The sequence below is a fragment of the Sulfitobacter sediminilitoris genome, assembly GCF_010667575.1.
In the GTDB taxonomy this organism is placed as follows: domain Bacteria; phylum Pseudomonadota; class Alphaproteobacteria; order Rhodobacterales; family Rhodobacteraceae; genus Sulfitobacter; species Sulfitobacter sediminilitoris.
Genome location: NZ_JAABNT010000005.1, coordinates 168,340 through 187,151, shown reverse-complemented (window position 1 = coordinate 187,151; position 18,812 = coordinate 168,340). Strand labels below are relative to the sequence as shown.

The 18,812-nt window shown below is 55.2% G+C and carries 11 protein-coding genes, 3 tRNA genes and 3 rRNA genes; 6 read left to right on the top strand and 11 right to left on the bottom strand.

Annotated features, from left to right (window positions below):
• Window positions 1-123 precede the first annotated feature (123 nt).
• Window positions 124-306, top strand: a complete 183-nt coding sequence (locus tag GV827_RS10365) for a hypothetical protein (RefSeq protein WP_164353727.1) — start codon at window positions 124-126, stop codon at window positions 304-306.
• Here GV827_RS10365 and GV827_RS23600 read toward each other — a convergent pair.
• Window positions 250-1,695 (bottom strand): DUF1800 family protein, encoded by a 1,446-nt coding sequence (locus GV827_RS23600; RefSeq protein WP_164353726.1) that lies wholly within the window; start codon window positions 1,693-1,695, stop codon window positions 250-252. The genes GV827_RS10365 and GV827_RS23600 overlap by 57 nt on opposite strands.
• Before the next feature lie 160 nt (window positions 1,696-1,855).
• Between GV827_RS23600 and GV827_RS10355 the strand changes: the two genes are divergently transcribed.
• Complete coding sequence (locus GV827_RS10355) at window positions 1,856-2,332, top strand: hemerythrin domain-containing protein (protein WP_164353725.1); 477 nt, start codon at window positions 1,856-1,858, stop codon at window positions 2,330-2,332.
• A gap of 33 nt (window positions 2,333-2,365) precedes the next feature.
• Here the strand turns inward: GV827_RS10355 and aspS are convergent, their stop codons facing one another.
• Window positions 2,366-4,216: an aspartate--tRNA ligase gene (gene aspS / locus GV827_RS10350; RefSeq protein WP_164353724.1), complete on the bottom strand. Its 1,851-nt coding sequence runs from the start codon at window positions 4,214-4,216 to the stop codon at window positions 2,366-2,368.
• A 588-nt stretch (window positions 4,217-4,804) separates the two neighbouring features.
• Between aspS and rpiB the strand changes: the two genes are divergently transcribed.
• Entirely contained in the window at window positions 4,805-5,254 is a 450-nt protein-coding gene (gene rpiB / locus GV827_RS10345; protein WP_164353850.1) for a ribose 5-phosphate isomerase B, read from the top strand.
• 166 nt (window positions 5,255-5,420) lie between these two features.
• Here the strand turns inward: rpiB and GV827_RS10340 are convergent.
• From GV827_RS10340 to msrP, 8 genes are all read right to left on the bottom strand, one after another.
• Window positions 5,421-5,497: transfer RNA gene (locus tag GV827_RS10340), tRNA-Met, on the bottom strand.
• Between the two features lie 55 nt (window positions 5,498-5,552).
• Window positions 5,553-5,667, bottom strand: a 5S ribosomal RNA gene (gene rrf / locus GV827_RS10335).
• Window positions 5,668-5,757: 90 nt separating this feature from the next.
• A 23S ribosomal RNA gene (locus GV827_RS10330) occupies window positions 5,758-8,590 on the bottom strand.
• Between the two features lie 402 nt (window positions 8,591-8,992).
• Window positions 8,993-9,068: transfer RNA gene (locus GV827_RS10325), tRNA-Ala, on the bottom strand.
• Between the two features lie 20 nt (window positions 9,069-9,088).
• Window positions 9,089-9,165: transfer RNA gene (locus GV827_RS10320), tRNA-Ile, on the bottom strand.
• Between the two features lie 160 nt (window positions 9,166-9,325).
• Window positions 9,326-10,787 (bottom strand): 16S ribosomal RNA (locus GV827_RS10315).
• Together the 16S, 23S and 5S rRNA genes with 3 tRNA genes alongside form the textbook arrangement of a ribosomal RNA operon.
• 896 nt (window positions 10,788-11,683) lie before the next feature.
• Window positions 11,684-12,295: a protein-methionine-sulfoxide reductase heme-binding subunit MsrQ gene (msrQ, locus tag GV827_RS10310; protein ID WP_164353723.1), complete on the bottom strand. Its 612-nt coding sequence runs from the start codon at window positions 12,293-12,295 to the stop codon at window positions 11,684-11,686.
• Between the two features lie 66 nt (window positions 12,296-12,361).
• Window positions 12,362-13,267, bottom strand: coding sequence for a protein-methionine-sulfoxide reductase catalytic subunit MsrP (gene msrP / locus GV827_RS10305; protein ID WP_164353722.1), 906 nt, complete (start codon window positions 13,265-13,267; stop codon window positions 12,362-12,364).
• Between the two features lie 315 nt (window positions 13,268-13,582).
• Here msrP and GV827_RS10300 point away from each other — a divergent pair, with 315 nt between their 5' ends.
• Window positions 13,583-14,068: a fasciclin domain-containing protein gene (locus tag GV827_RS10300; RefSeq protein ID WP_164353721.1), complete on the top strand. Its 486-nt coding sequence runs from the start codon at window positions 13,583-13,585 to the stop codon at window positions 14,066-14,068.
• A 410-nt stretch (window positions 14,069-14,478) separates the two neighbouring features.
• Here GV827_RS10300 and clpB read toward each other — a convergent pair whose 3' ends face one another.
• Window positions 14,479-17,094, bottom strand: coding sequence for an ATP-dependent chaperone ClpB (clpB, locus tag GV827_RS10295; protein WP_164353720.1), 2,616 nt, complete (start codon window positions 17,092-17,094; stop codon window positions 14,479-14,481).
• Between the two features lie 368 nt (window positions 17,095-17,462).
• Between clpB and GV827_RS10290 the strand changes: the two genes are divergently transcribed.
• Window positions 17,463-17,777 carry an orotidine 5-phosphate decarboxylase gene (locus tag GV827_RS10290; RefSeq protein WP_164353719.1) on the top strand — a complete coding sequence of 105 codons (315 nt, stop codon included), beginning with the start codon at window positions 17,463-17,465 and terminating at the stop codon, window positions 17,775-17,777.
• A gap of 232 nt (window positions 17,778-18,009) precedes the next feature.
• Window positions 18,010-18,702: an orotidine-5'-phosphate decarboxylase gene (gene pyrF / locus GV827_RS10285; RefSeq protein ID WP_164353718.1), complete on the top strand. Its 693-nt coding sequence runs from the start codon at window positions 18,010-18,012 to the stop codon at window positions 18,700-18,702.
• Window positions 18,703-18,812: the final 110 nt, after the last annotated feature.

Sequence of the window (18,812 nt, the reverse complement as noted above, 5' to 3'; positions counted from 1 at the left end):
CGAAAAACTGCCTTTTTTCAATATGAAAAGCCGCATTCCGCCATCCCAGCCTCCTATTGCGGCCACAATACAGGTGCACACTGTTGCGACACTCGGGCCCTTTTGCCTGAAGAGGAGATAGAGATGATCAAGAACAAGCTACAGGCATTTTGCAAAGACACATCCGGTGCGGTTACCGTCGATTGGATCGTCCTCACGGCGGCGGTTGTGGCCCTTGCCGCAGTTACAATCGGCGTCATTCAGACCGGGTCAGCAGGCCTTGCCGACAACACCGGTGATTACATCACGGACTATCCATTCTTCTAGGACTCCGGACTTTAGCGTCAGCAGCGTATCAGCAAGCGCTGTCAGGCTGCGGGGCAAGGCGCGATCCTGTCTGCGATGCGTGTCCCATCCGCCAAGGGAAAACGCCGCGACACGTGCGTCGCCGCGCAACCGAGATGCCGCAAACTGCGCTATCTTGTTATGTGCCCTGCCCTGAGGCGACTGACCGGATGCCGTCACTGACAGCATCTCTGCCTCTGCCAATGCCGCGTGCAGTGCAGGATCGTCCTCCATCACCAATTCAGCCAACCGCAACGCCTGCGGGCTGAGCCGCAAATTGGCTTCGGGTGCCCAGTTCGCCACCGGCGCGGCCGCGTCAAGTACACGGATATCGCTGTTGCCAATCGCATAGGCGGTATCGGCCCGGATGCCCGGCACCTCCTGTAGCATGCGGTTCAGCCAACCGTCACGCACGCCGCCAGCCAAGGCATCGGTGCCCGCCTCAAGCAAATCCTGGCCATCGAAATAGCTGCGCTTGTCCCGGTAAGGGGCCGACACGGCGTGAATGAACCCAAGTTCCTGCGCGTGCCAAAGTGGCATAAGGGACGCCAGCGCCGGGTGCAGAGCCAGATCATTCAGCACCTTGCGGATGGCACGCATTCCTTCTTCCGCTCCGTAGGTCCGGCCTAAAACGGTCTTGGGCCCCGGCTCCGTCATATTTTGGCAGAACTTGAAGCTATAATTCCGGGTCGCTGCAAGCCCGGTCAAAAGCGTGGCAAGTTCATGGACGTCGCGCTGGTCGTAAGGTCCCTGGACCCTCAGCGTATGCAGTTCAAGCACTTCACGGGCGAGGTTTTCGTTTAGTCCAATGGGTCTGTTTCGCCGCTGGGCCAGGGGGCTGTTTGGCCCGGCCGAGGTGTTCTGATCCAGGTAATGCAGCATCAGCGGATGCGTGACTGCAAAGATGAGCAGGTCCGTGAATTTGCCCGCGATGTGGGGTCTCAGCGATTTTTCGACATATAGAGGAGCCGCTGCGCGCAAAAGGCCCCCCTTGCCCACGGCGGTGAAATGATCAGCCCAGAACGCCACCAGCCTTTCACGAAACGCGGTTCGGGTGTTGATCCGCCGCAACATGACCTGCGCAAACCATCCGTCATGGTCCTGTCGCACCGCGCAAAGAATATCGCGCGATTTTTTCTGTGCCTCTTTGCCTTCTGCAGTATCGGGGAACTTGCGAGCATAGCTTGACCAGCGACGCCTGCGCGCCAACGCGTCCTGCATGTAGCGAAATGGGGGGATAGGGAACTGCGCTTGAGCGTCGTCCGGTTCTTGCAGCCCGTCCAGCATCTCGGTCAATCCGGAAGGGGCAGCAATGATCGGCGAAAGTCCATAGCCAAAGCGACACTCCGCGATGTGGGGATTGAAGTTCATTCTGGCTGCTTTCGTTCTTTCAATCAGATCCCGTCGTTCTGACATAGGCACAAATATCGGTTTTTTTCATCCACCTGTACTGCCTTGCAGCCCATCACGTCGCATGAGCGGGAACTGCGCCCAAGCGGTCTGCGTTAACGTTCAAACGGAAGGAACCAACATGCCCAATATCTACGACGCCATCATAGCAGACCATGATCAGCACCGCGCCTTGTTGAACGAACTGGCCGACACCAGCGGCGACAGCATCAAGCGCCAGAATGCCTGGAATACGTTCTACAACGATGTGAAATCTCACGCGGCGGCAGAGGAAGAGACATTCTATTCCAAGCTGATTTCCAAGACATGGGGTCAGGACGCAGCCCGTCATTCTGTGCATGAGCATCAGCAGCTTGATGACCTGATGGAAGAGCTGAACGAAATGGACATGTCATCGCCCGGTTGGCTGACAAAGTTCAAAACGCTCAAACACGATTATGAGCATCACATGGAAGAAGAAGAGGACGAAGTTTTCACTCGCGCCAAAGAAGTGATCGAGGACAGCGAGATCGAAGGCTACGGCGAGCGTTTCGAGGCCCGCAAGAAAGAAGAGCGCGGGCTGATCGAGGAAAAGAAAGAAGACAGCCTGGAAGATTAAAAGAAAGGGCCGCTTGATGCGGCCCTTTTTTGATTATTCCTGTGGGATGACGCGGAGGCCAAGTTCCATCAGTTGGTCCGATGTCGGGTCGCTGGGAGCGTTCATCATCAGGTCTTCGGCGCGCTGGTTCATCGGGAACAGGATCACCTCTCGGATGTTTTGCTCTTCCGCCAGCAGCATTACGATCCGGTCGATGCCCGCCGCACAGCCACCGTGGGGTGGGGCACCATATTGGAAGGCGTTGACCATGCCACCAAAACGCTTGCGAACCTCGTCCTCGCCGTAACCCGCAATTTCAAAGGCTTTGAACATGATCTCTGGCTTGTGGTTTCGGATCGCGCCGGACACCAATTCGTACCCATTGCAGGCAAGGTCATACTGGTATCCAAGCACCTTCAGAGGATCGCCCTCCAGCGCTTCCATCCCGCCCTGCGGCATGGAGAACGGGTTGTGTTCAAAGTCGATCTTGCCGGTTTCCTCGTCCTTTTCGTAGATCGGGAAATCCACGACCCAAGCAAAGGCAAAACGGTCCTTGTCGGTCAGACCCAGTTCATCGCCAATGACATTCCGTGCGCGGCCTGCAACGCCCTCAAACGCCTTGGGCTTGCCACCAAGGAAGAACGCTGCATCGCCCACATCCAGGCCCAACTGCTGACGGATGGCTTCCGTTCGCTCTGGTCCGATGTTCTTGGCAAGCGGCCCGGCCGCTTCCATGCCGCCCTCGACCTCGCCTGATTTCAGCTTGGCCTGAGCCTCTTTCACGGTGATGCCCAGTTCCTGGGCCACGGCATCAGCAGTTTTTTCGCGCCAGAAGATATAGCCCATGCCGGGCAGACCTTCTTTTTGCGCAAAGGCGTTCATACGGTCACAGAATTTGCGGCTGCCGCCGGTGGGTGCCGGGATGGCGCGTATTTCTGTGCCTTCCTGCTCAAGCAGCTTGGCAAAGATCGCGAAACCAGAGTGAGCGAAATGCTCTGAAACCACCTGCATCTTGATCGGATTACGCAGGTCAGGCTTGTCAGAGCCGTACCAAAGTGCCGCGTCTTTATAAGAGATCTGCTCCCATGTCTGATCGACCTTCTTGCCGCCGCCGAACTCTTCGAAAATGCCGATCAGAACGGGCTGGATCGTGTCAAATACGTCCTGCTGGGTGACGAAAGACATTTCCATATCAAGCTGGTAGAAATCGGTGGGAGAGCGATCAGCGCGCGGGTCTTCGTCGCGGAAACACGGTGCGATCTGAAAGTATTTATCAAAGCCGGACACCATCAGCAATTGCTTGAACTGCTGAGGGGCCTGCGGCAGGGCATAGAACTTGCCCGGATGCAGACGCGACGGGACGAGGAAATCGCGCGCGCCTTCGGGGCTGCTTGCCGTGATAATCGGCGTCTGGAATTCACGGAAGTCCTGATCCCACATGCGCTTTCGGATCGACGCCACCACGTCAGAGCGGAGCTTCATATTCTCCTGCATCTTCTCGCGGCGCAGATCGAGGTAGCGATACCGCAGGCGGGTTTCTTCGGGATATTCCTGATCGCCAAAGACCATGAGCGGCAGTTCACCGGCAGAGCCCAGGACTTCGAGATCACGAATGAAGACTTCGATCTCACCTGTAGGGATCTTGGCGTTGATCAGGCTCTCATCGCGCGCCTTCACCTCGCCATCAATGCGAATACACCATTCAGACCGGACCTTCTCGACCTCGGAGAAAACCGGGCTGTCTGGATCACACAAAAGCTGCGTTATGCCATAGTGGTCACGCAGGTCGATAAAGAGCACGCCGCCATGGTCGCGGACCCGGTGAACCCAGCCGGAAAGGCGGACGGTATCGCCCTTGTTCGAGATGTTCAGATCGGCGCAAGAATGACTGCGATAGGCGTGCATGAGCGTCCCTTTCGAGGGCTGAAATTGTTGGCGCAGGTACACCTTTTGGCGGCGGGGAAGTCAAGGGCGGGTAGGGGGAAAGCCTTGTGTTTATTGGGTTGATCGAAAGGTTTGTTCCTTTGGGGCCCTTCTGGCAAGTCCGACGTGCGTCTATAGTCAAACCAAGGCCCTGCCTTTCAATGGATCTACGTTTCTTCTGGATTAGGCAGATCTTAGCGCTGTTTGATAGGGAACATTGGCAGTGGACCCAGACCAAGAATTGGGTGAGTTCTTCATCGTGAGCACGATGCGTAGGCGCAGCTTTTTTCAGTGAAAAGTCAGCCAAAAAAATGTCCATCGGAAATTTGGAGAGCTGTCTGGAAACCGGTGGTCCCTGGCCCACTTGATGCGGAGCGCAAGAACATCCTGAACACACAATAGGTGTTGAAACTTCATTGCGATTCCGTTCATGCGTGAGGATCCCGGCAGAGATGGCACACACTCGTCCTGCTTGTTCTGAACACCGCTATATGCAAGGAGTTGCGAAGGTGGAAAACCTGGTGCGAAAGGCTCATGTCGCTGCATCTTACAGGAAAATGGGCATTTCTCATGACCGAAAACAAACGCATCGTTCTATCCAGCGACCATTCGGCCATTACGCTTCGGCAAGTGATTGCTAACCACATCGCCGCGCAAGGCTGGGAAGTGGTTGATATCGGCCCGGTGACCGCAGAAAGCACGGATTATCCAATACACGGCGAAGCGGCAGCACAGCATATCGTCTCCGGTGATTGCCAGCTTGGGATCATTTTGTGCGGTACGGGTCAGGGTATTATGATGGCGGCTAATAAGGTCAAAGGTATCAGATGCGGCGTTTGCGCTGACACGTTTTCAGCGCGGATGATACGTCAGCACAACGATGCCAATATGCTTTCTTTAGGTGCCCGTGTTGTCGGTGAGGGGCTGGCCCTCGATATTGTCGACGCATTTCTGTCTGCCCCGTTCGATGGCGGTCGCCATAGCAAACGGGTCAGCATGATTGAAGCACTGGAGGGTTAGCCCTCTCTACAGGTACCTTGTACCGGTATTCAATTTTTGGGTGCTGATCTTCGCGCTAGGAAAATGAGTTTGGTTTCAGCGCATGAAACGCATTACGATCTTCATCCTGCGCCAACGCGGCATGCAGGATATTGTATTCTTGTCGACTGATGATTGGTTTTTGACTTGGTTGCGGGAGTAGGATTTGAACCTACGACCTTCAGGTTATGAGCCTGACGAGCTACCGGGCTGCTCCATCCCGCGCCACTAAGTATGTATGATCATCGAAGAGAGATACATCGTTCAGAGAACTTACTAGGTTTGGCGATGACCTACTCTCCCACGTCTTAAGACGCAGTACCATCGGCGCTAAGGCACTTAACTGCCAGGTTCGGGATGGGGCTGGGTGTTTTGCTCTCGCTATGATCACCAAACCAAGTAAATCCTCTGAATGTCCAAGTCACGTACAGTAACGTGCTGTGTATGCTTTTGATTGATAAGCAGAAGTCTTGCTTCTACTGGATCAAATCAAGCCTATCGAGCAATTAGTACCAGTCAACTGAACGTGTTACCACGCTTACATCTCTGGCCTATCGACGAGGTGGTCTACCTCGGCTCTCAGGGATACCTTGTTTTGAGGGGGGCTTCCCGCTTAGATGCCTTCAGCGGTTATCCTGTCCGATCATAGCTACCCTGCACTGCTGCTGGCGCAACAACAGGTCCACCAGTGGATCGTTCACCCCGGTCCTCTCGTACTAGGGGCAACTCCTCTCAAGTATCCTACACCCACGGAAGATAGGGACCGAACTGTCTCACGACGTTCTAAACCCAGCTCACGTACCTCTTTAAATGGCGAACAGCCATACCCTTGGGACCTGCTCCAGCCCCAGGATGAGATGAGCCGACATCGAGGTGCCAAACACTGCCGTCGATATGGACTCTTGGGCAGTATCAGCCTGTTATCCCCGGCGTACCTTTTATCCGTTGAGCGATGGCCCTCCCACTTGGGACCACCGGATCACTATGGCCGTCTTTCGACTCTGCTCGACTTGTCAGTCTCGCAGTCAGGCTGGCTTCTGCCATTGCACTCAACGAGCGATTTCCGACCGCTCTGAGCCAACCTTCGCGCGCCTCCGTTACGATTTAGGAGGCGACCGCCCCAGTCAAACTACCCGCCACACAGGGTCCCGGATCCGGATAACGGACCGCGGTTAGACATCAAGCAGAACAAGGGTGGTATCTCAAGGGTGGCTCCACCGAAACTAGCGTTCCGGCTTCAAAGCCCACCACCTATCCTGCACATGTTCGGCCTAATGCCAGTGTGAAGCTGTAGTAAAGGTGCACGGGGTCTTTCCGTCTAACCGCGGGAAACCTGCATCTTGACAGGTAATTCAATTTCGCTGAGTCTATGTTGGAGACAGCGGGGAAGTCGTTACGCCATTCGTGCAGGTCGGAACTTACCCGACAAGGAATTTCGCTACCTTAGGACCGTTATAGTTACGGCCGCCGTTTACCTGGGCTTCAATTCAGAGCTCTCACTCCTCCTTTTAACCTTCAGGCACCGGGCAGGCGTCAGACCCTATACGTCGTCTTGCGACTTCGCAGAGCCCTGTGTTTTTAATAAACAGTCGCCACCCCCTGGTTTGTGCCCCCAGCCCCTAGTTGCCTAGGAACCGGGCCTCCTTCTCGCGAACTTACGGAGGTATTTTGCCGAGTTCCTTCAACATAGTTCTCTCAAGCGCCTTGGTATTCTCTACCAGTCCACCTGTGTCGGTTTAGGGTACGATCTAGCGATGGAGCTATTTCCAGGAACCTCTAAGCAGCCCATTCAATCCAATAAGGATGAACTACCCTCGAGATCCGTCACTTCCATCTGGCCCAGGAATATTAACCTGGTTCCCATCGACTACGCCTTTCGGCCTCGCCTTAGGGGTCGGCTTACCCTGCTCAGATTAGCTTTAAGCAGGAACCCTTGGACTTTCGGCGAGAGTGTCTCTCACACTCTTTGTCGCTACTCATGTCATCATTCTCACTAGTGATCTCTCCACCGGATCGCTCACGCGCCGGCTTCACAGAAAACTCCGCGTCTCCAATCCGGTCGAAACCGGTAAGGAGACATGGAATTATGTCACACTACGCTCTGCTACCATGCAATAAATGCATCCTCAGCTTCGGCTCATGGCTTGAGCCCCGTTACATCTTCGCCGCAGGACAACTTATTTAGACCAGTGAGCTGTTACGCTATCTTTAAAGGATGGCTGCTTCTAAGCCAACCTCCTGGTTGTTTTGGTCGTCCCACCTGCTTTCCCACTTAGCCATGAATTAGGGGCCTTAGCTGGAGGTCAGGGTTGTTTCCCTCTTCACGACGGACGTTAGCATTCGCCGTGTGTCTGCCATCTAGTACTCCTCGGTATTCGGAGTTTGGTTAGGATCAGTAAGCCTGTGGGGCCCCATTACCCATCCAGTGCTCTACCCCCGAGGGTATTCGGATGACGCTCTACCTAAATAGATTTCGCAGAGAACCAGCTATCTCCGAGTTTGATTGGCCTTTCACCCCTAGGCACAGCTCATCCCGATCCTTTTCAACGGATGTGGGTTCGGTCCTCCAATAAGTGTTACCTTATCTTCAACCTGGCCATGCCTAGATCACTCGGTTTCGGGTCTGATCCCACGAACTCGACGCCCTATTAAGACTCGCTTTCGCTGCGCCTACACCTAACGGCTTAAGCTTGCTCGTGAGACCAAGTCGATGACCCATTATACAAAAGGTACGCTGTCAGGGCGTAAAGCCCCTCCAACTGATTGTAGGCGTTCGGTTTCAGGTACTGTTTCACTCCCCTCGTCGGGGTGCTTTTCACCTTTCCCTCACGGTACTGGTTCACTATCGGTCAGTAAGGAGTACTTAGCCTTCGAAGGTGGTCCTCCGATCTTCAGACAGAATTTCACGTGTTCCGCCCTACTTAATACGTCCAATCATGCTTCTTATACGGGACTATCACCCACTCTGGTTGCGCATTCCAACGCATTCTAACCACACTCATGGCTCGGCTGGTCCCCGTTCGCTCGCCGCTACTAGGGGAGTATCAATTGATTTCCTTTCCTCCGGGTACTTAGATGTTTCAGTTCCCCGGGTTTGCCTTTTTAACCCTATATATTCAGGTTAAAAATACCTGGTTTACCGCATTATTGAGAACCGCCGAAGCGGTAACAATAACACAGTATCAGGTGGGTTGCCCCATTCAGAAATCCATGGATCAGTGCCTATTCTCGGCTCCCCATGGCTTATCGCAGAGTATCACGTCTTTCATCGCCTCTTACTGCCAAGGCATTCACCAAACGCCCTTTTCGCGCTTGATTTGATCCAGAAAAAGCAAGACTTGCGTCCTGCGCGATCCACAGAAGCTGGTAAGAAACTGTAGATCCTTATCCTGGTTCAAAAGCATACTTTCCCGCCCACTCTCTAAGAGTGGACAATTGAGACATGCATATAGCCGCCAGCCGTGCGGGCAAGCAGCGTCATGTCTCTGGTTAGTGTACTTGACTTGGACAACGCTGTTCGTTTCAGCAGGCATACGAAGGATTGACCGAGGAAACAGTCGCACAATCGCTTGCCCCGAAGGGCACCTAACTGAGATCATCGCCTTACTCGGCGCGATCAAACAGTGTTGATATTTGTATCTCTCTATACGATGTCAATTCGTCTGCAGAACAGACGTTCAAACATTCAGTGAATGCTTGAAGATGTGTTCTACTGTGTGATGGTGGAGCCTAGGAGGATCGAACTCCTGACCTCCTGAATGCAAATCAGGCGCTCTCCCAGCTGAGCTAAGGCCCCATCAGTTCCCCGTGGGGATATGGTGGGTCGAGGAGGACTTGAACCTCCGACCTCACGCTTATCAGGCGTGCGCTCTAACCACCTGAGCTACCGACCCAGACAGGCCGGTAGGCCTGAAAACTTGCTGAAGAGATATGAGGACGGCTCGGTCCGTAGAGTGCACCCGAAAGTGCCTCTAAATATGATCGGCTTTGTTTGCCGATCTGCTAAGTGTTCCACGATCAAGAGCAAGCTCAAGATGCTAGGAACATCCTTAGAAAGGAGGTGATCCAGCCGCAGGTTCCCCTACGGCTACCTTGTTACGACTTCACCCCAGTCGCTGATCCTACCGTGGCCGCCTGCCCCCCGAAGGTTAGCGCAGCGTCGTCGGGTAGAACCAACTCCCATGGTGTGACGGGCGGTGTGTACAAGGCCCGGGAACGTATTCACCGCGTCATGCTGTTACGCGATTACTAGCGATTCCGACTTCATGGGGTCGAGTTGCAGACCCCAATCCGAACTGAGACAGCTTTTTGGGATTAACCCATTGTCACTGCCATTGTAGCACGTGTGTAGCCCAACCCGTAAGGGCCATGAGGACTTGACGTCATCCACACCTTCCTCCCGCTTATCACGGGCAGTTTCTTTAGAGTGCCCAGCCGAACTGCTGGCAACTAAAGATGTGGGTTGCGCTCGTTGCCGGACTTAACCGAACATCTCACGACACGAGCTGACGACAGCCATGCAGCACCTGTCACTGCGCCACCGAAGTGGACGCCCGATTTCTCGGGTTAGCACAGGATGTCAAGGGTTGGTAAGGTTCTGCGCGTTGCTTCGAATTAAACCACATGCTCCACCGCTTGTGCGGGCCCCCGTCAATTCCTTTGAGTTTTAATCTTGCGACCGTACTCCCCAGGCGGAATGCTTAATCCGTTAGGTGTGTCACCGAACAGTATACTGCCCGACGACTGGCATTCATCGTTTACGGTGTGGACTACCAGGGTATCTAATCCTGTTTGCTCCCCACACTTTCGCACCTCAGCGTCAGTATCGAGCCAGTGAGCCGCCTTCGCCACTGGTGTTCCTCCAAATATCTACGAATTTCACCTCTACACTTGGAATTCCACTCACCTCTCTCGAACTCAAGACCAGGAGTTTAGGAGGCAGTTCCGAGGTTGAGCCTCGGGATTTCACCCCCTACTTTCTGATCCGCCTACGTGCGCTTTACGCCCAGTAATTCCGAACAACGCTAACCCCCTCCGTATTACCGCGGCTGCTGGCACGGAGTTAGCCGGGGTTTCTTTACCAGGTACTGTCATTATCATCCCTGGCGAAAGTGCTTTACGACCCTAGGGCCTTCATCACACACGCGGCATGGCTAGATCAGGCTTGCGCCCATTGTCTAAGATTCCCCACTGCTGCCTCCCGTAGGAGTCTGGGCCGTGTCTCAGTCCCAGTGTTGCTGATCATCCTCTAAAACCAGCTATAGATCGTAGACTTGGTAGGCCATTACCCCACCAACTATCTAATCTAACGCGGGCCGATCCTTGTCCGATAAATCTTTCCCCCGAAGGGCGTATACGGTATTACTCTTCGTTTCCAAAGGCTATTCCGTAGACAAGGGTACGTTCCCACGCGTTACTAACCCGTCCGCCGCTCGCCCCGAAGGGTGCGCTCGACTTGCATGTGTTAGGCCTGCCGCCAGCGTTCGTTCTGAGCCAGGATCAAACTCTCAAGTTGAAATGTTCTTGCGAACATATCCTTGACGTCGAACCTCTGCACATCGACCTGCAGTACTTACTGAATACTACAGGCGTCTTTTCTGTTTGTTGTGCTTTCAGTTACCAAAGTAACCGAAGGCCGTCCAAACAGTGAAGCTGACACTCTATCATCGCCGTTAGGCTAAGAGCGCGATATACAGACGTTGATCCATCGAATGAACCAAACCGCCCACATATCTCTTCAGATATTATCAATTTCAAAGAGCGTAGAGACAAAAGAGACTGAGATGCGCCGTAACTTACTGGCGCGCCCCGCCCTAATACCTCTGGTATTCTATCGTTCCGCCTCGTTGCCTCTGTCTGCGTTTCCGCTTCCGTGTGGCCCGTCTGGCGCCCCGTTGGTGCATCTCTGCGCCGCCGGTGAAGTGGGTTCTACGGTTAGTGGCCGATACCCGCAACCCCTTTTTTCAAGAAATCTGCATTTTTTGTGTGTTCCCCTATTTTTTCCATAAAAACAGCAGTTTGCGTCTGATTTATTTCGCAAAAGGCCCGTTTTGAGCAGCTTTATTGCTCTTACCATGGGTCAGCCCATGACAACAGAATGCCAGATATTGTGTTATCCACAGGCATACCCCCTACTCAGACCAAGACTCAGCCTGTTTGCGCGAACATTTTTCGGGTGAATCGGGTGAATCGGCATTCGATTCCGGGTGAATCGCTTGCCCCGACTCGGCGATTCATCGGAATCAGCCGGTATTTTTTTCTCAAACAGCTCAGAATCTGCCCATGCATGGCGAGTCACCGTGCAGATTCTGCGACTCGCTTTAGTGATTCACCGATCACCGGCACTATAAACGGCAAAAGCCGCCTCATCCGGCGGCTTTTTCTTCTCTGTATATATAGAGGCCAGCACAATTAGCCTGGCAAGCGCACCCTAGACCGGCTTTTACGAAGCCTCAGTGCCAACAATCCCAGAATCACGGCCATATAGATGAGTGGCTCAAGCTGGATGCCTTTCACGAGCCATATGTAGTGTACCCCACCCAGAATCACGGCGGCATACGTAAGCTTGTGAAGCTGACGCCATTTTGGTCCCAGCTTGCGTACCGACCAGTTGTTTGAGGTTATCGCCAAAGGAAGCAACAACAAGAAGCCTGCCATGCCAATGGTGATGTAGGGCCGCTTAATTATGTCTGCGATGACGCGATCCAAGGTCTGTACATCCAAGAACGCCCAAACCAGCAGATGCAGAGTGACATAAGTAAAGGCCAGCATACCGAAGGTTCGGCGGAACTTGACCAGGTTGATGCCAAAGAAGCGCCGCAGGGGCGTAACGCACAGGCCAATGATCAGCAGCTGGAGCGCGATCTCTCCATATTCATGTTCCAGTGGCTTTACCGGATCAGGGCCAAGCCCCCCGGTCAGCGCCAGATAGAAGAAGTACGGCGCCGGTAGTATATAGAGTATATAGACAGCCCAGGTCGGGATGCGGCGGGCGGTTGTGTTTATACGCTCTACAATACTCAAGTGAGGTCTCGTTTTTTTTTCGAGAGACGTTCGGACCAGATGAACAGGTCCGGTCTATCGGTACCGTCAGAAGTTTGCCTTGAGATCCATACCTTCATAAAGCGATGCAACCTCATCCTCATAACCGTTGAACATGAGTGTCGGCTGGCGTTTGGCAAAAAGGCCGCTTCCAATGACACGCTCGGATGATTGCGACCAGCGCGGATGGCTCACCTCTGGGTTCACATTACTATAGAAGCCGTATTCGCGCGCGTTGGCTTTGTTCCAGCTGGTCGGCGGCTCGTCTTCGGTGAGGGTAATCCGAACGACCGATTTGATGGATTTGAAGCCATACTTCCACGGCACCACCAGACGCAAAGGAGCGCCGTTCTGATTTGGGATGTCCTTACCATATATACCTGTCGCCATGATCGTCAGCGGATGCATCGCTTCATCAAGGCGCAGCCCCTCAACATAGGGCCAATCCAGAACCGGGAATCGGACACCCGGCATCTCATCCGGCCGCAGCACTGTTTCAAAAGCTACATACTTTGCACCCGACTGTACGCCCGCCATGTTCAACAGATCAGCAAGCTCGAACCCGTTCCAAGGAATGACCATTGACCAAGCTTCGACACACCGGAAACGGTAAATGCGCTCTTCGATGGTCATCGCGTCCATGATGTCTGCGAAAGCATATTCACCGGGCTGATCCACCAACCCATCAATCTGTACCGTCCAAGGTGAGGTTGTAAGCGTATGCGCATTGCGCGCGGGGTCATCCTTGCCGGTGCCAAATTCGTAGTAGTTATTGTATGAGGTGATGTCTTCATATGAATTCGGTTCAAGCGCATTCTGCGCCTGTGCCACGCCGCCCAATCCGGCCAGACCCAAACCGACCCCCAGACCCGCCATGACCTGACGCCGGTTCAGAAATGCCGCCTCGGGGGTGATATCTTGATGGTTCAGGGTATTCGTCCAACGGTGGGCCATGATCAGGTCTCCTTGCATGATTACCGGTTTAGGTAAGGCGCAGGTCCAGATGTACCAACGTTTAAGCCGGATCATTTCAGCCAAAACACCGAAATGTCAGATGAGACGCCGCCGGATCAGGCGGGAAAATCGCCGGTTTCTTCACATATTATTGAGTGGCCCAATTTCTTGACGCTGGCTTAGTCCGAGCTGCCTTTCGGTCAACGCGCAGCATCAGCGCATGAGCGGACATCCCCCCGTGAACCAAAGGGTTTCCCGTGCGTATCCACTTCATTGCCACTCACGGCAAACTTTAACCAAACTGAGGAGAAACAAATGTTTCGTAAGACAGCACTTGCACTGACAACTGCCGCCACACTCGTGGCCACCTCTGCTCTGGCCGGTGGCCATGCCAAGGACATCATAGATACGGCATCCGAAGCAGGAAACTTTGGTACTCTGCTGGCCGCCGCTGAGGCTGCCGGTCTGGTCGAAACACTGAAAGGCGAAGGTCCCTTCACCGTGTTTGCACCCACAGATGAAGCATTTGCCGCACTACCCGAAGGCACCGTTGAAACGCTGCTAAAGCCGGAGAACAAAGACCAGCTGGTCGCGATTCTGACATACCATGTGCTCTCAGGCAAAGTCATGTCGACAGACCTGACCGACGACATGGAAGCACCGACCGTTCAAGGGTCATCCGTGACCATCGACCTCGACAATGGCGTAATGGTCGAAGAAGCGACCGTTGTGCAGGCGGACATCGAGACATCAAATGGCGTGATCCACGTGATCGACACCGTGATCCTGCCTGATTCCTGAAGCGGCATTTGAAACCGAAGCCTTATTGGCCCGTCAGCAGTATGCTGGCGGGCCTTTCTTGTGGCCCCGCAGCCACCGCAGAACACGCACTTGCGCGCCAGATACCGCCGATTTCGACGCCAAGGGACGTGCGGCAAAATACGTTGCATATATATAGTGAGGCTATTCGTACGGCAGAGCGGCATGATATCCCGGACTGACTGCATCATACCTGCGCTCATCCCACAATGAACAAGCGGCCTTCCTCGCAATAGGAAGGAGCCATTTAGCTACAAGAGGGTTTCGCATCACGACCTCGCTGTCTTTGATGTGCGCGGCCCAAACAAAGCCGACAGGCCGTCTGCGCAAGACCTGGCTCAAAACAAAAAGGCCGGGGAAATCCCCGGCCTTTCTCAGATATTTCTGCGTGCTTAGTGCACCACCGCGTCGTCCGGCTTGGGCCTGTTGCTGGCCGCGATCCGGTCCCCGATGATCAGCCCGTCGGCACCGGCTGTGACTTTGATCAGATCACCGTCACGGACATCACCGGCAAGGATCATTTCAGCCAGCGGATCCTGCAAGGCCCGTTGGATGACACGCTTCAAAGGTCGCGCACCGAACACAGGGTCGTATCCTTCGTCGGCCAGCCAGACCTTGGCGCTGTCATCCAGCTCCAGTTCGATCTTGCGACCGACAAGCCGCTTGAGCAGCCGCGCCAGCTGAATCTCGACAATCCCGGTCATGTCGTCACGCGCCAGACGGTCAAAGATGATCGTCTCGTCCAGACGGTTCAGGAACTCGGGCCGGAAGTGTGCACGCACCGCATCCATCACGTCGCGCTTGGCCTGTACCATGTCACCGCCATCGGGCAACTGGCTGAGCGCCTGCGCACCGAGGTTCGAGGTCAGTACGATCAGCGTTTGCTTGAAGTCGACCGTCCGGCCCTGACCATCGGTCAGCACACCATCATCGAGCACCTGCAAGAGCACGTTGAACACATCCGGGTGCGCCTTTTCGACCTCGTCGAACAGGACAACCTGATACGGACGCCTGCGTACCGCTTCGGTCAGCACACCGCCCTCGTCATAGCCGACATACCCCGGAGGGGCACCGATCAGACGGGCGACGCTGTGTTTCTCCATGAACTCCGACATGTCGATACGCACCATCGCGTTGTCGTCGTCGAACAGGAACTCGGCCACCGCCTTGGTCAGCTCGGTCTTACCGACGCCGGTTGGTCCAAGGAACAGGAAGCTGCCCAAGGGTCGGTTCTCGTCGTTCAGACCAGCCCGGGCACGACGCACGGCATTGGCAACCGCCTTGACCGCCTGGTCCTGGCCGATCACGCGGCCATGCAACTGCTCTTCCATGCGCAGCAGCTTGTCGCGCTCGCCTTCCAGCATTTTCCCAGCCGGGATACCGGTCCACCGTTCCACGACAGACGCAATCTGGTCCGGGCGCACCGCCTCTTCGACCATCATGTCGTCGTCACGGGATTCGGCCGCTTCAAGTTGCTTTTCCAAATCGGGGATCACGCCGTAAGACAGTTCACCCGCCTTGGCGAGGTTGCCTTCACGCTTGGCGATGTCCAGATCGGCACGCGCACGGTCCAGCTTCTCTTTCAGGTCGCGGGCCGAGGCGAGTTTGTCACGCTCTGCCTGCCACGTCGCTGTCATCTGGGCGGACTTGTCTTTCAGATCACCAAGCTCTTTCTGAAGGGTCTCAAGGCGGTCCTTGGATGCCTGATCATCCTCCAGCTTCAGCGCTTCTTCCTCGATCTGCATTTGCAGGATCTGGCGGTCAAGCGCGTCCAGTTCTTCTGGCTTGCTGTCCACTTCCATCCGCAGACGCGATGCTGCCTCGTCCATCAGGTCGATGGCCTTGTCCGGCAGGAACCGGTCCGTGATGTAACGGTGCGAAAGCGTCGCCGCCGCAACAAGAGCCGAGTCGCTGATCCGCACACCGTGGTGCAGTTCGTATTTCTCTTTGATACCCCGCAGAATGGAGATCGTATCCTCAACCGTGGGCTCCTGCACCATCACCGGCTGGAACCGGCGGGCAAGGGCTGCATCCTTTTCCACGTGCTTGCGGAATTCATCCAGCGTCGTCGCACCCACACAGTGCAACTCGCCCCGTGCCAGCGCAGGCTTGAGCAGGTTGGAGGCATCCATGGCCCCGTCCGCCTTGCCGGCACCAACCAGCGTGTGCATCTCGTCGATGAACAGGATGATCTCACCCGCAGCCTCGGTCACTTCGGTCAGAACGGCTTTCAGCCGCTCTTCGAATTCGCCGCGATATTTTGCACCGGCAATCAATGCGCCCATATCCAGCGCCAACAGACGCTTGTTGCGCAGACCTTCAGGCACGTCGCCGTTCACGATCCGCAGGGCCAAGCCTTCGGCAATCGCTGTTTTACCGACACCCGGCTCACCAATCAGGACTGGGTTGTTCTTTGTCCGGCGCGACAGCACCTGCATGGCGCGGCGGATTTCCTCGTCCCGGCCAATGATCGGGTCAATCTTGCCTTCGCGCGCACGCTCGGTCAGGTCCGTACTGTATTTTTTCAACGCTTCATAACCTTCTTCGGCGCTTGCCGAGTCTGCCGTACGCCCCTTGCGAATGTCATTGATCGCGGTGTTCAGACCCTGCGCGGTCACCTTGCCCGCATCCAGCGCCTCTTTGGCACCGGATTTGATCATGCACAAAGCCATCAGAATTCGTTCAACGGGGACAAAGCTGTCGCCCGCCTTTTTGGCGATGGCCTCTGCCTCGGCCAGGACTTTCGTCGTGGCGTTATCCAGGTACACCTGCGCGGCGTCACCTGTCACTTTGGGGAACTTGCTTAATTGCAGCGCCAGCGCCTCGCGGACCCGACCTGCATCGCCACCACCTGCGGCAATCAGATTGGAGGCCAAGCCCTGATCGTCATCAAGCAATGCCTGCAAAATATGTTCGGGGGATAGCTTCTGGTGATCTTCGCGTGTCGCGATGGTCTGCGCGGCCTGAATAAATCCGCGTGATCTCTCCGTGAACTTGCTCAAGTCCATGGTTTCTCTCCTTTTTAAAAGCGCCCTGTTGTCGTTGCGCCCGCTTGGCGGCACGCGTGGTGTTGGGCCTCGAAATCAATGTGGGGATGGATCGTTCACGTTCAAGTGAAGTAGCGGGCAAAAATCGTCGTCGCTCGGCGAAAAAGCATTTCACTCACGGTCGCCATCATCAAAACGTCCGAAAATCTTGGTGTCCCGAGGACTTCACGCCAACGTTATACCGCGCCAAACCCATGTAATTCATTGATTTTTTGCAGTTTTCCACAAGATGTTAACTTTTGGGAAACTTTCCCCCCTGTTTAGACGTTCAATTTTCAATACGGCATCCACACATAAGATGCACAACAAAGAACCCTGAGGTAATCGAGATGTATACCTGCCCCATTCAATTAAGCGACGTGCGATACAACGCATCCAGCAGCTCTTTCGAGGCATTGGTGACCGTCCATGACAACAGCACCGTGCGCCGTTACGCCTGTGCCATCAATGCCCCTATTTCAATGACTTTCGAGGACGCGGCGAAAGGATTGGCGCGTCAGGCCATCCGTCGTCACCAGCACCGAGGCGGCCTGTTTTCCAACGCGGCCTGCCATGCGCCGAAACAACGCGCCGGACGCCCCGGTTTCGACCCGTTGCGCTGGCTCGAAAGCATCGTCACGCGGCCGGGACGCAAGGCCGCCTAACCGATTGCGCGGGTTCGCCTGCGCTTTGACCCTCCCGTTGCCGTCCCGCAATGGTCAGAGGGTCCCTCCAGGGACAGCTGCCTGCCTGCATCGTCTCTGCTACTTGACCGGATCACGCCTTTGGCGGATCCGGTCTTTTTTCGCCTGCGCGGGCATTCGTCACGATGCTGGACAAGACCCCAGCTGACGCGTAGGTCATGGCCGTTTGCATTTTCAAAAGCGGAGCCTCCCCATGTCAGATGACCGTCTTATCGTTGCCCTTGATGTCCCCCATGCCGTCGCCGGGTTGGAGTTGGCGGAGAAACTGGGCGACGCGGTATCATTCTACAAGATTGGACTTGGCATGTTGACGGGGGGCGGTTTGGCTCTCGCCAACGAACTCAAGCAAGAACACGGCAAACGCATCTTCCTTGATATGAAGTTGTTCGACATCGGCGCGACCGTCGAAGCTGCTGTGCGGGGTCTTGCGCAATTCGACCTCGATTTTCTGACGGTTCATGGCGACCCGCACGTGGTTCGCGCCGCGATGGAGGGCGCCTCTGGCAGCAACCTCAAGATCCTTGCAGTAACGATTCTCACCTCACTTGATCGTGCTGACCTTGATGCCAGCCTGATTCAGGCGGGCGATGTGGCCGATCTGGTCCTGACCCGCGCAGCGCGCGCTTTTGATGCAGGTGCGCATGGCGTCATTTCGTCCCCGCAAGAGGCCGCCGCGATCCGGGCACTGCCCGAAGCGGAGGGCCGCCTGATTGTCACCCCCGGCGTGCGTCCTGCGGGCGCGGCGCTTGGCGATCAGAAACGGGTGGCCACGCCCGCTCAGGCGATCGCGGATGGCGCGGATCACATCGTCGTGGGCCGTCCGATCTGGCAAGCGAACGATCCGCGTGCGGCGGCAAAGGCCGTTCTGGCCGAATTACCGATGTAAGCGGTTTCAACCTGTGACTGTAGCAATTTCACAACAAAAGGCATTTTGACCCTGTGGTCAGGTATTCATGACTATGTGAAATAACACTCCGATGGTACGTTGACCCTAGG

Excerpts from the sequence above, each read along its gene's own strand:
- GV827_RS10365 (WP_164353727.1), top strand. The coding sequence starts at position 124 with ATGATCAAGAACAAGCTACAGGCATTTTGCAAAGACACATCCGGTGCG.
- GV827_RS23600 (WP_164353726.1), bottom strand. The coding sequence starts at position 1,695 with ATGAACTTCAATCCCCACATCGCGGAGTGTCGCTTTGGCTATGGACTT.
- GV827_RS10355 (WP_164353725.1), top strand. The coding sequence starts at position 1,856 with ATGCCCAATATCTACGACGCCATCATAGCAGACCATGATCAGCACCGC.
- aspS (WP_164353724.1), bottom strand. The coding sequence starts at position 4,216 with ATGCACGCCTATCGCAGTCATTCTTGCGCCGATCTGAACATCTCGAAC.
- rpiB (WP_164353850.1), top strand. The coding sequence starts at position 4,805 with ATGACCGAAAACAAACGCATCGTTCTATCCAGCGACCATTCGGCCATT.
- msrP (WP_164353722.1), bottom strand. The coding sequence starts at position 13,267 with ATGGCCCACCGTTGGACGAATACCCTGAACCATCAAGATATCACCCCC.
- GV827_RS10300 (WP_164353721.1), top strand. The coding sequence starts at position 13,583 with ATGTTTCGTAAGACAGCACTTGCACTGACAACTGCCGCCACACTCGTG.
- clpB (WP_164353720.1), bottom strand. The coding sequence starts at position 17,094 with ATGGACTTGAGCAAGTTCACGGAGAGATCACGCGGATTTATTCAGGCC.
- GV827_RS10290 (WP_164353719.1), top strand. The coding sequence starts at position 17,463 with ATGTATACCTGCCCCATTCAATTAAGCGACGTGCGATACAACGCATCC.
- pyrF (WP_164353718.1), top strand. The coding sequence starts at position 18,010 with ATGTCAGATGACCGTCTTATCGTTGCCCTTGATGTCCCCCATGCCGTC.